This window comes from Pseudomonas sp. W5-36 (genome assembly GCF_046540455.1).
GTDB classification, from domain to species: Bacteria; Pseudomonadota; Gammaproteobacteria; order Pseudomonadales; family Pseudomonadaceae; genus Aquipseudomonas; species Aquipseudomonas graminis_B.
On sequence record NZ_JAXCIQ010000004.1, the window covers coordinates 365,833 to 378,272 of the forward strand.

Genomic DNA, 12,440 nt, shown 5'->3' on the forward strand with positions numbered 1-12,440 from the left:
CGACTTGAGGAGAGAAAATGGATACCTGTCTCGCGACCCGGACGTACGCCCCTTCAGCGCTGATGCACATTCGGCCCTACCGTGTGCTGAGCATCGAGGACGGCCGGGAAGAAGAGGTCAAATTCTTCATGCCCCCCGCCGACGGCGCAGGCAGCCTGACGGCATTTGAGTCGGTCATGCTGCTCAAGCTGGTCCGCGCCATCAACCCGGAGTTCGTCTTCGAGTTCGGCACCTTCGACGGGCGCACCACCCGATTGGTGCTGGAAGACCTGCCGGACAACGGCGACAGCGAGCCACGCATTTACACGCTGGACCTGCCGGACACCGACGGCATCGTGTTCCAGGGTGATGACAAACTGCTTGCCGAAAAGGCCGTGCTGTCGAGCCGCAAGTACAATCAGTCGCCGAAGAAGGCAATGGTTCGGCAGATTCTGCAGGACTCCATGACCTTCGATCCGTCGCCCTACGCGGGCAAGTTCGACTTCATCTTCGTCGATGCCAACCACGAGTATGAGTACGTCAAGCGCGACACCGAAAATTCGCTGAAGATGCTGGGCGGCGACAACAGTTGCATCGTCTGGCACGACTACGGTAACCCACAATTCCCGGAGCTGACTCGCTACCTGGAAGAGCTGGCCAGCAGCCTGGAGCTGTATCACATCGAAGGCACGATGCTGGTGTTCCACATGCGTGGCGGGACAATCGGTGACGAAAGAACTGCAGAGTAATGACGGTGGGCGCTGATCCAGCGCGGGCCACAATAGTGGCCTGCAAAGACGGCATTTCGCCGCTGGAGATTGACGGGGTGTACCGGCGTCTTCGCGAGCAAGCTGGCTCCCACAATTGATCGCAGAACGCCTGACCTACGTCGTTGGCTGCAGTCAATCCAGATACAACGGCCTGGTCGCATATCGAGCGCGCCGTTTTTTTGTCTCGCCCGAATTCCGCGTTTTTCCTCACATGGCCTGCAGCCCTTGTATTCAGGGCTCCGCCGCCTGCTTTTCGGGTTCTGGTTCGGAACTTGCTTCAGTCCCATCACGCATCGGCGAAGGCGTCCGATCAAGTTCTGTGGAGTGGCGAGAGATGGTAGAGCAAGCAGTGGCACTGGAAGAGCAAGTCGTCGCGCTGATCGAAGAAGCGATGGAAGCCGATGAGGGCACCCTCAAGGTTGACCAGCCGCTGGACTGGGATTCGATTGCCCTGGTCACCTTCATGGCCCTGGTCGACGAGCGCCTGGAGAAAACCATTTCGGCTTCGCGCCTGAACAAGTGCGAAACCGTCCGGGACGTCATCACGCTGGTTTCCGAGTAAGTCTTTCGTTTTTCGAAAGCGCTTCAACGCAGGGCAGCCCATGGGGCTCTGCGTCTGGAACTCCCCCGGCGTGGCCCCGTTTTCTGGACAGACTCATGACGTGCACAGCCTCACAACGGATCGCGCCGGACCTGGTGAAAGCCTACTGGCATCCGCTTTGCCTGAAGTCGCAAGTGGCCGACGACAAGGATTTTGTGCGCTTCAACGTGCTGGATTTCGAAGTCGTGGTGTTCAACGATGCGGGCAATCTGATCGCCTTCGACAACCGCTGCCCCCACCGAGGGACGCGGTTTTTCACCGAAGACGCCGGCCAGCAGCGGATCCTGTGTCCCTACCACGGCTGGAACTACGCCGCCGGACAGCTGCGCATCCCGGATGCCAAGCGTTTTGTCGGCTGTGACATCGGCAGCGCCAGCCTGAATTTCTTCAAGCTGGCGACTTGCGGCGAACTGGTGTTTTTTGCCATCGAACCTCGGGCGTCGCTGCTTGACCAGTTGGGTCAGCACATCTTCACGCTGCTTGAGCAGACAACGCCGAATTTGAACAAGCCTGCGGACTTCAATCGCTACGTTTTCGAAGCCGACTGGCCGATTTCCCTGGAAAACGCCCTCGAGCCGTACCACATCCCCCTCGTGCACCGGGACACCCTGGCGACCCTGAAACTGGGCATCGGCGAGAATGTGTTCTACGGCGAGAACTCCATCTGGTACGCCCCGGTAGAGAATGAAAAAGTCGCCCGACGGCTGGAAAGCCTGTCGCGCTTTTTCGCCCCTCGGGACGTCTACGCTGGGTACGTGAGCCTTTTTCTGTATCCGTTTTCGATGCTGTCCTCGACCTACGGTTATTCGTGGTCGATGCAGAATTTCTTTCCTTCTGGCCAACCCGACCGGACCTGGTTCACCAGCCAGCTGTACCCGCTGCGGGCCGCGTCCGAGCGATACGACGAGATCGTGTCCACGTTCATGACCTCCACGGCCGACAACAACCGGACCGTGTTTGAAGAAGATCACACTATCTGCAAGAGAATTCCTGGCGACACCTGGTCCTGGCATGCCCCGCGTTATTACAGCTCGCTGGAAGCCAAGCTTCTGCATTTTCGGGCGTCCTGCGCGGAGTGGGCACGACAGGCCGGTGCCGCTACAACGGTTGGCGAGGAACGGGTATGAGTAGCGTCACGGGCAGTAACGCTGACGCAGTGCGCAGCATTGCCAACGTCAAAATCAGGGGCATCGCCTGCGCGCTGCCCAAGGCCGTGGCAGATGTCGCTGACCTGGCCGGGCGCTTCGGCGACGAGAGCATCGCCAAGATCATGGCCAGCACCGGCATCGAACGCCGGCATGTGGTGCAGGACCAGTGCACCTCGGACCTGTGTGTCGAGGCGGCCGAGCGTCTGTTGGCTGATATGGGCATCGACAAGTCGTCCATCGACACGCTGATCTTCATCACCCAGACCCCGGACTACGTGCTCCCGGCCACCGCCTGCACCTTGCAGCGGCGCCTTGGATTGCCGGTGACCACCGCAGCGCTCGACGTGAACATGGGGTGTTCGGGTTACGTCTACGGGCTGTGGATGGCCTCGGCGATGATCGCCGGTGGCGGCAGCCGACGGGTGTTGCTATTGGTCGGCGACACCATCAGCAAACTGGTGGCGCCGGGTGATCGCTCGGTGGCCGCGCTGTTTGGCGATGCCGGTTCCGCCACGTTGCTCGACCACGACAGTACTGTTGCGGGCGTACCGTTCGTGCTCGGCACCGACGGCCGTGGCGAGAAGAACCTCATCGTCCCCGGCGGCGGGTTTCGTGACCGCAAGGGGGCCGATGGCTCCACCCGTGAAGACAACGTGCGCGGGCCGTTCGACCTGTACATGAACGGCACCGAGATCTTCGCCTTCACCCTGGCCCGCGTGCCGGGGCTGGTGCGTACGCTGGAACAACACGCCGAGGAGCAGCAACGCCCCATCGACAACTATGTGTTCCACCAAGCCAACCGCTTCATGCTCGAGCACCTGGCGAAGAAGACTAAATTGCCGGCGGAAAAGGTCGTGCTCAATCTGCAGAACGTCGGCAACACCAGCAGCGCGTCGATTCCCCTGGCGTTGAGTCTCAGCGCCAACGCGGCCACGGCCGACAGCGGATCGACCCTGCACGGCCAGCACCTGCTCGCCGGTTTCGGCGTGGGGTATTCGTGGGCCGGGTGCGTCGTCGATCTCGACAACACGTGGATCAGCCCGCTGACCCTGGTCGGCACAGACAGTAGCGAGGCGTAAGTGCAGAGCAATCCTTTCTCACTGGATGGCATGTCCATCCTGGTCACGGGCGCGTCCTCCGGGATCGGCCGTGAAGTCGCCATCTGGCTGAGCCGGCAGGGCGCGCGCATCGTCGCCGTGGCCCGTGACACTCAGCGCCTGGAGGAAACCCTCAGCCAGCTGCACGGCGAAGGTCACTCGGTCGAGGTGTTCGATTTTCTGGGTGGCGGCGATGTTTCCGCCTGGCTGAAAGGCCTGTCCCGCAACGGCTCGCCGTTCGACGGTCTGGTGCATGCCGCGGGCGTGCAATTACCGTTGCCGATTCGGGCCATGGGCCTGGACCACTGGGAAACCATCTTTGCCACCAACGTCACGTCCGGGTTTTCCCTGATCAAGGCGTTCCGGCAAAAAGGCGTGTGCCGCAACCCGTCGAGCATCGTCATGCTGTCCTCGGTCATGGCTCAGGTCGCTCAACCCGCGTTGATCGGTTACTGCGCGAGCAAGGGCGCGGTCGAATCCATGGTCCGCGCCGCCGCCCTTGAGCTGGCGCGGGAAGGCATCCGCGTCAACGCCATCGCACCTGGCGTGATCAAGACCGAAATGGCGCAGAAGCTCGAAGGCCTGGTCGGCGAAGACGCCATGGCCGCCATCGAACGCAAACATCCGCTGGGGCTCGGTCATCCGCTGGACGTGGCCTACGCCGTCAATTATCTGCTGTCACCGGCCGCGCGCTGGGTCACGGGTACTTCGCTGGTTGTCGATGGAGGTTACCTGGCCGAATGAACACCAAAAAACTCCTTATCGTTGGCGCAGGCGGTCTGGGCCGGGAGGTCCATTCCTGGCTCAAGGACTGGGTCGAGCACAACCCGGATTACGTCATCGGCGGCTTCATCGATGATGGCAGCCTGTCCCTCAATCGCTTCAGTCATTACGCCGACATTATCTCGACCATCGACGCCTACGAACCGGCCGACGATGAGCTGCTGCTCTGCGCCATCGGCAAGCCCGCTGACAAGAAATACGTGGTGGAAAAGCTGCTGGTCAAAGGCGCGGCGTTCTTCACGCTGATTCACCCCACGGCGATCGTCGGCGAGAACGTGACCATCGGGCGGGGCGTGCTGGTGTGCCCGTTTTCAGTGTTGTCGGTGGACCTGGTCGTTGGCGATTTCGTCACGATCAATTCGCTGTGTACCGTCGGCCATGACACCGTCATCGGCCAGTTCTCGACCCTCAGCGGGCACTGTGATCTGACCGGCGGCGCGGTGCTGGAAGACGAAGTGTTCCTCGGTTCGCGCGCCTCCGTGCTGCCCAAGGTGCGCGTCGGCAAAGGGGCTGTGGTCGGCGCCGGCAGCGTGGTGCTGCGGGCGGTCAAACCCGGCAGCGTGGTTTTCGGTGTGCCGGCCAAGTGCATCTCAGGATAAAAACGACATGCCTACCTACGCTCGAATCGCCGAGATCGAATACGAACTGCCTGAGCGCGTGCTCGACAACCAGATGCTGGCCGACGCATTTCCGGAGTGGGACGTCGACAAGATTTTCCAGAAGACCGGGATCAGTCAGCGGCACATCGTTGCCGACGACGAGACCGCCTCGGACCTCGCGTTTCGCGCCTGCGAAAAACTCTTCGCCACCAGCGCCACGCCGCGCGAGCAGATCGACTGCCTGATCTATTGCACCCAAAGCCCCGATCACATGCTCCCGGCCACCGCCTGCATCCTGCAGCATCGGCTGCAACTGCCGCAGCACTGCGCCGCGTTCGATTTCAATCAGGGTTGTTCGGGGTTTATCTACGGGCTGGGCATTGCCAAAGGTTTCATCGAATCCGGACAGTGCAAGAACGTGCTGCTGATCACCGCCGAAACCTACAGCCGCTACATCAACCCCCGGGACAAGAGCGTGCGCACGCTGTTTGGCGATGCGGCGGCCGCCACGTTGATCAAGGCGTCGGACGAGGAGGGGCCTTGCCTCGATCGTTTTCGCTATGGCAGCGACGGCGGCGGGGCGAACAACCTGATCGTGCCCATGGGCGCTGCCCGCCGGCCGTTCGACGCGGAACACATGCCCGTCGAGTACGAAGACGACAGCGGCAATGTCCGTTCGGACGCGGACCTGTACATGAACGGCCCGGCGATCTTCGAATTCTCCATGACGCGGGTCCCGGCGTTGTTCGCCTCCCTGTTCGACGAGCAATTCACGGTCGAACATTCCGACCTGTTCGTTTTTCACCAGGCCAACCAGTTCATGCTCGAAGCCCTGCGCCGCCGGCTGAAGCTGCCGCCGGAGAAATTCATCACCGAGTTCAAGCACTGCGGCAACACGGTGTCGTGCAGCATTCCCATCGCGCTGAAAGAGGCGCTGAAGAAAGGCCAGGTGCAACCCGGCAGCGTGATCACGGCGGTGGGTTTCGGCGTGGGGTATTCGTGGGGTGGGTGCGTGATTCGCTGGTGAGCGAATGGGTCACCCTCAAGCGCGTAAAGTGCCTGGTCACCGGTACAAAAAGGGCTCCACGAAGGAGCCCTTTTTATTCAGCGGTCCAGCAACACCTGGCGCCAGCGCTGCAGATACGCCTCATCCATCGTCCAGTCACTCATCACGCGTTGTTTCAAGGCCTGCCCGAGTCGTTTTGATTCGTCCAGATCGTTGAGGTGCTGGTCGATGGCGTCGGTCCAGGCGGCCGTTGTGTTTTGCACCCGCGTCAGCGGCAGGTGGTTGCGCAGGCCCTGCACGTCGGTGGCGATGACCGGGTAGCCACAGGCGCCGAACTCCAGCGCCAGGCGGCAGCTTCTGTGTTCGCCGAACACATCGTGGTCAGCGGGAATCAGGGCGACGTCCAGGTCCAGACACGCCAGCACGCCGGGATACAGGACACCTTCCACCGGGCTGCGCCATTCATGAACATAAGGGCGCAGGGCCTGCGGGCACGGGCCCATGATGATCCACTCGACCCGGTCGGCGAATGCTTCGATCACGTCCGCAATCAGCGCCAGATCGTTTACTTCCGCCTGCGTGCCGACCCAGCCGACCCGTGGCTTGTCATGGGGCAGCGAATGGCACTGCACCCGCTGCCAGCGTTCGCTCAAGCGGGTTTCGATGACCTCGATGTGCGGATGGAGCGCGCTCAGTTCATTGGCCAGCCCTGGGCTGGACACCACCACCTTGTCCATCAGTGCAAGGCTGGTCTGAAGACCGTCACGCAGTTGTTGGGCTAAAGGCGCGCCGGGCAATCGCTCGGCTGACGGCGGGTATTGATCCATGTCGCAGAGGCGCAGCGCCTGGGTGTGCGCCTTGATCGTGCGGATGTCGTCAAGGGACGCTTCGCTCAAGGGGCATTGGAGGATCACTGCTTCCGGGCGCAGGCGGGCGAACTCGCCGAGGGTCAGGACATCAGGCACGGACACAGGCTCGATCAGCAGTGCGTCAGCGAGGGTGTCCAGCGCACCGTTCAGGCGTTGGCTCGCCGGGCAGAGGTCGTTCAGGTGCGAGAGCACGATCGGCACGGGCCGCCATGACAGCGGCCGCCAGGTCAACGCCGTATTGATTTCGAGCTGCAAGCCCTGGGCGCGGGCCGAAAAGTTGTCGTTGTACGCCGGGTCATGGGCGATGTACTTCAGCCATTTGCGGTACAGCGCAGCGCTGGCCTCGTCGTCTGGCGCTTCGGGCGGGACCGCTTCTGGAATTTGCGCGGCCTCGTGAAGCAGCACCACGTGGGGCGTCCAGACGATCAACCGCCCGGACTCCTTCACCCGCAGGCACAGGTCGACGCCGCGATAAGTGTTGTTCAGCTCACCCTCGTCCAGCCCGTCCGCCGCTTCGAACAGCGCCCGGCTGATCATCAGGCAGGCGTCGCTGACCGCGCTGTAGTTCTGATCCACCGCCAGCCGCTGCATATAGCCTTCGCTGGCGCCGCTCTGGCCGCTGAAGATCGGGGTGACAGGCTCGTGTAAACCGAGGATGAGGCCCGCGTGGCGGATCGTGTTGTCCGGCGCCAGCAGTTTTGCGCCGACGATGCCGACTTCGGGCCGTTGCGCGTGATTGAGCAGGTTGTCGAGCCAGTCCCCGTGCAACACGGCGGTGCTGTTATCGAGCAGCAACAGGTACTCGCCGGTCGCTTGCCGTGCGGCGCCGTTGTAGAGGGCCGAACGGTCGAATTCGCCGGGATGGCGCAACACCCGCACCTGCTCCAGGCCCATGGCCGCGACGCCGTTCAGCCAGTCAATGGCCTCAGACGTATGGCTGTCGTTGTCGACGATGAGGATCTCGTAATTCGGGTACGTGGTTTTCTCCAGAATGCTCTCGACGCAACGCTGCAGGAGCAGGATCTGGTCCCGAGTGGCAATGATGATCGAGACCTTGGGCTGACCCGCGTGGCCGTACTTGATCTGGTACTGCCGAGGGCGTGTCTCGATCACCTGGCCGTTTTCATAGCCTCGAGCGAGCAAGTGGCGCTGCAGCGTTCGCGCTTCATCGAGGTTCGACTCCCGCGCTTGCGGTCGATGGGTGACGAGGGGCTCGGCAATGTGTTCGAGGCCACCCATGCCATCGTGCTCGATCAGGCGCAGGATCAGGTCCAGTTCAAGCGCCTGGGGGTAGTGCGCATCGAACCGCCCGGCATCAATGACCGAGTAGCGGTTGAAGATCCAGTGCTTGCTGGTCACCCCCGGGCAGCTGAGCAGGTAATCGAGGCTGAAGTCCGGCCGCAGCATGACTTCCGACGTGTCGTCCTGGGTCTGGGCAATTTCATCGGCGAACAGGGCGCGGGTGGTCGCCCCTTCGCTGATTTTGACCGCCGCTTTGAACAGCCCGGCGACATTGACTGTCGCGCCGGCATCGAGCATCAGAAACCAGTCGAAGCCTTGCTCATCCATCAGCCGGTTGAGCGGCGCCGCGCAGTTGCGCCCCGTGACCGGCACATACACAGCCGGGTTGTCCGCCACTTGTTGCGGCGTCTCGCGGCTGCCGTCGTAGAGCACGAACACCCGTGGCGGCATCCAGCCGCGGGTGGCCGCCTCGACACTGACCAGGGTCTTGACCAGTGCCTGCTGGCGGTTATGCAGATCTGAGACGATGATCGCGAAGGTCGGCGCGCCGTTGTGCTGCTGGAAGTACTGCACGATGTGCGGCTTCTGCGGCCCGGCGGGGCGACGCTGCCAGGCCCACTCCTGGATCTGGTCGTGGCGGACCTCCGTTGCCGACTTCTGCAAGAACCAGGCACGCAGATTGAAGGGGACGAAGTTCTCCCGATCATGCAGCGGCGCGACCTTGACGTCGCCGTTGTCCGCCAGCGGGCGAAGCCACTCAAGCTCTTTGGTGATGCGGTAATAGTTGGCGTGGCCTTCTTTGGCGATCTGCGGCGTTGACCTGACAATGCTGCTGCTCTGGGTGTCGGTCATGCGAAAGCGCGACAGCGGGCGGCCGATGAATGCCAGATTGCCCTCACGCAACAGTTTGACGTACAGGGTGATATCGCCAAGCCAATGGATCGGCAGACCCTTGAGCGCCATCAGGTCCTGACCATAGGCCAGCGCGCTGTCACGCCGGCACATGACCGAACTGGGTTCGCCCATAAACGTCAACGGCAGTTCCGACAGCAGGGCCACCAGCTCCGGGCCGTGGATGACCACGTCTTCCTTGAACGGGAACACCGTCAGCATGTTCTCCCGCAGGAACTCGCCGTTTTCGTTGATCAGGCGACGGGTTGCCGCCGCGAGGGTGATGTCCGGATGGCCATGCAGCAGCTCGACCAGCGCACTGACACACTCGGGTTCCAGCAGGTCGTCATCGTAGAGAAACTTGATGTACGCCCCGCGTGCCTCCTTGATGCCGCGCGCGACGTTCAGCGCTTCGCCCAGCGAATGTTCGTTGAAGAAATAACGAATCGGGAACGGGCTTTCCGGCGTCAACTGATCCACCAGCGCGCGAATGCCGCCGTCACGACAGTCGTCGCAGATCACGATCTCCAGCTGATCGTAGTCCTGGGCAAATGCGCTGCGCAGCGCCAACTCGAAGTAAGTGGGTTTGTAGGCGGGAATGACGATGCTGACCAGGCGTGAAGCGCTCATCGGGTTACCTTGCGACGGATGACGGGCGCCGGTTTGCGCTCATGGGTGCGGACCGGCGATGTGAATGTGGGCGCGGCTCAGCGGTGCTCGGCCAGCACCGTCTGCATGATCGCGATAATGCGGGCGAATTCATCCGGGGTCAGGCTATCGAAGATCGGCAGGCATAGAACCCGATTCGACACATCGCTCGCCACCTGCAGGCGGTCCGGTTTGGCCGACTCCAGGCTGCGGTACATCGGGAACGACGAGATCAGCGGATAGAAATAGCGCCGGACCAGAATGTCCTGCTCGCGAAAGCGCTCGAACAAGGCGTCGCGGCTGATGGGGAAGGCGTCGCTCACCAGCACCGGGAAGTAGGAATAGTTGTGGTGCTCGCCGGGGCTCCAGAGCAAATCGATGCCGGGTATCTGCGTCAGGGCTTCACGGTACATCGTGTCGATCTGCTTTCTGCGTTCCAGCGCGCCGTCGATGTAGTTGAGCTGCAACAGGCCGAACGCGGCGTTGATCTCGCTCATCTTGCCGTTGATGCCGGGGGCGACGACGGTCACCTCATCGGCAAAACCGAAGTTCTTCAGGTAATCGATGCGTTTTTTGGTTTTAGCGTCCGGGCAGACGATCGCGCCGCCTTCGAAGGTGTTGAAGACTTTGGTGGCGTGGAAGCTGAGCACCGACAGGTCGCCGTTGCGCAACAGGCTCTGCCCCTGGTGCTGCACACCGAAGGCGTGAGCGGCGTCGTAAATCACTTTCAGGCCATAACGGTCGGCGATCTGCTGAATGCGGTCGACGTCACACGGCATGCCATAGCAATGCACCGGCATGATCGCGGTGGTTGCCGGGGTGATGGCCTCTTCGATGCGGTCTGGGTCGAGGTTGAAGGTGCCCGGCGCGATGTCGACGAACACCGGTTTGAGCCCGTTCCACAGCAGCGAATGGGCGGTGGCGACAAACGAGTAGGGCGTGGTGATGACTTCGCCAGTCACGCGCAAGGCCTGCAATGCGGTCAGCAGCGCCAGTGTGCCGTTGGAAAACAGGCACAAATGATCGACGTCCAGGTACGCGGCCAGGTCCTTCTCCAGCTTTTCATGGAACGGGCCTGCGTTGGTCAGGCGCTTGCTGTCCCATATCTGCTGCAGATAAGGCATGAACTCTTCCAGCGGCGGCAGCAAAGGCTGGGTGACCGGGATCGTTTTACTCATAAGCTTCCTGTGCTCTCTGACGCGCTGCGGGCTGTGCTCGTGGACGCACGGCGGAACGCCCGCGCTGTGATGGCTGGCGTCGTCGAACGCTCGCCGTCATCGAAATGGCGTTTGCGGCGCTATGGCACCGAAAAAGCAAGAACCCGGCCAACCCGCCGTGCTGCAAAGATGCGCTTGATATTCCGAACGCCCGACGCTTATTTTGTACGCCTTGCCGCACTGCGGCGTGCCCCACGAAAAAGGATTTGAGTCATGAGCAGCGATGACCACCATTCACTCGCGCAGCGACTGATGGGCATTGATGAGATTGAATGCGTCACGCCGGATCTGAACGGCGTGCCACGAGGGAAGGTGATGTCCGGCGAGGGCTTTCTCGAAGGCCGTCGGTTGCAGCTGGCGCGGGGTGTGCTGCTGCAGTGCATCATGGGCGGCTACCCGCCGTCGAAATTCTACGGCAGCGACGATGGCGATCTGGCCCTGATCGCCGACCCGCAGCAGACCCATCGTCTGCCGTGGAGCGACGAGCCGCGCGCCCTCGCAATCTGCGACGCCGACGAGCTGGACGGCCAACCGTCGCCGCTGTCCACCCGCGGTCAGCTCAAATCGGTGATTGCCCGCTATGCCCGCCATGGCTGGTCACCGGTGGTGGCCACCGAACTGGAATTCTTTGTCTTCGCGCCCAACTCCGATCCGAGCCAGCCCTTCCAGCCGCCGGTCGGTCTGGACGGTCGTCGCGAAGACGGCCAGTCGGCGTTCAGCATCAGTTCCAACAATGGCCTGCGGCCGTTCTTCAAAGAGGTCTATGCATGCATGGCGGCGCTGGGTCTGCCCCGCGACACCGTCATGCACGAGATGGGCGTCAGCCAGTTCGAGATCAATCTGCTGCACGGCGATCCGTTGTTGCTGGCCGACCAGACGTTCCTGTTCAAGCACATGCTCAAGGAGGTCGCGCTCAAGCACGGCTTGATCGTGGTGTGCATGGCCAAGCCGCTGGCGCACACCCCCGGCAGCTCAATGCATATCCACCAGAGCGTGGTCGAGACCGTCACCGGCCGGAACATCTTCAGCGACGATCAGGGCGAGGCCACCGAGCTGTTCCATCACTTCATCGGTGGGCAGCAGGCGGCGATGGCCGACTTCACCGCGCTGTTCGCGCCGAACGTCAATTCCTATCAGCGCCTGTGCCATCCGTTTGCTTCGCCGAACAATGCTTGCTGGTCCCACGACAACCGTGCGGCGGGCCTGCGCATTCCGGCCAGCGCACCGGTCGCCCGTCGGGTAGAGAACCGTCTGCCCGGCGCCGACGCCAACCCGTATCTGTCCATTGCGGCCAGTCTGGCTGCGGGGCTTCATGGTATTGAGCACAGGCTCGAACCGTCGCCACCGATTCAAGGTGAGTTCGTCGTGCCCGATAATCTGTCGTTGCCATGTACCTTGCACGCTGCTCTGGAACGTCTGACTCGCAGCTCGCTGGCCAAGGAACTGTTTGGTGCCGAATTCATCGAAGGCTACGTCGCGTCGAAGACCCTGGAACTGACCAGCTTCTTCAACGAAATCACCCCCTGGGAGCGCCGCGTTCTGGCCGCTCAGGCTTAAGAATCGCTGTTCGGAAATCCTCTGAAATCGAGG

Annotated in this window: 10 protein-coding genes; 8 read left to right on the forward strand and 2 right to left on the reverse strand. The window is 62.1% G+C overall.

Annotated elements, in window-relative coordinates:
- Positions 1-17 precede the first annotated feature (17 nt).
- The 7 genes from SLW74_RS09945 to SLW74_RS09975 all read left to right on the forward strand — a co-directional run bounded on the left by SLW74_RS09945 (position 18) and on the right by SLW74_RS09975 (position 6,004).
- A complete protein-coding gene (locus SLW74_RS09945) occupies positions 18-728 on the forward strand; it encodes a class I SAM-dependent methyltransferase (protein WP_410928758.1) in 711 nt (236 codons plus the stop codon).
- A gap of 355 nt (positions 729-1,083) precedes the next feature.
- Positions 1,084-1,311 carry an acyl carrier protein gene (locus tag SLW74_RS09950; RefSeq protein WP_237254702.1) on the forward strand — a complete coding sequence of 76 codons (228 nt, stop codon included), beginning with the start codon at positions 1,084-1,086 and terminating at the stop codon, positions 1,309-1,311.
- A gap of 95 nt (positions 1,312-1,406) precedes the next feature.
- Positions 1,407-2,477 carry an aromatic ring-hydroxylating oxygenase subunit alpha gene (locus SLW74_RS09955; RefSeq protein WP_410928759.1) on the forward strand — a complete coding sequence of 357 codons (1,071 nt, stop codon included), beginning with the start codon at positions 1,407-1,409 and terminating at the stop codon, positions 2,475-2,477.
- On the forward strand, positions 2,474-3,577 hold the full coding sequence (locus SLW74_RS09960) for a 3-oxoacyl-ACP synthase III family protein (RefSeq protein ID WP_192130009.1): 1,104 nt from the start codon (positions 2,474-2,476) through the stop codon (positions 3,575-3,577). Before SLW74_RS09955 ends, SLW74_RS09960 begins: the two co-directional genes overlap by 4 nt.
- Positions 3,578-4,339 carry an SDR family NAD(P)-dependent oxidoreductase gene (locus SLW74_RS09965; protein ID WP_296311675.1) on the forward strand — a complete coding sequence of 254 codons (762 nt, stop codon included), beginning with the start codon at positions 3,578-3,580 and terminating at the stop codon, positions 4,337-4,339.
- Entirely contained in the window at positions 4,336-4,977 is a 642-nt protein-coding gene (locus SLW74_RS09970) for an acetyltransferase (protein WP_410928760.1), read from the forward strand. Before SLW74_RS09965 ends, SLW74_RS09970 begins: the two co-directional genes overlap by 4 nt.
- 7 nt (positions 4,978-4,984) lie before the next feature.
- A complete protein-coding gene (locus tag SLW74_RS09975; protein ID WP_410928761.1) occupies positions 4,985-6,004 on the forward strand; it encodes a ketoacyl-ACP synthase III in 1,020 nt (339 codons plus the stop codon).
- Positions 6,005-6,081: 77 nt separating this feature from the next.
- On the opposite strand, the gene SLW74_RS09980 is transcribed toward SLW74_RS09975, so the two are convergent.
- A complete protein-coding gene (locus tag SLW74_RS09980) occupies positions 6,082-9,615 on the reverse strand; it encodes a glycosyltransferase (RefSeq protein WP_410928762.1) in 3,534 nt (1,177 codons plus the stop codon).
- A 77-nt stretch (positions 9,616-9,692) separates the two neighbouring features.
- Positions 9,693-10,811 (reverse strand): dTDP-4-amino-4,6-dideoxy-D-glucose aminotransferase VioA, encoded by a 1,119-nt coding sequence (gene vioA / locus SLW74_RS09985; RefSeq protein ID WP_410928763.1) that lies wholly within the window; start codon positions 10,809-10,811, stop codon positions 9,693-9,695.
- A gap of 354 nt (positions 10,812-11,165) precedes the next feature.
- Here vioA and SLW74_RS09990 point away from each other — a divergent pair, with 354 nt between their 5' ends.
- Positions 11,166-12,407 carry a glutamine synthetase family protein gene (locus tag SLW74_RS09990; RefSeq protein ID WP_410928819.1) on the forward strand — a complete coding sequence of 414 codons (1,242 nt, stop codon included), beginning with the start codon at positions 11,166-11,168 and terminating at the stop codon, positions 12,405-12,407.
- Positions 12,408-12,440 lie beyond the last annotated feature (33 nt).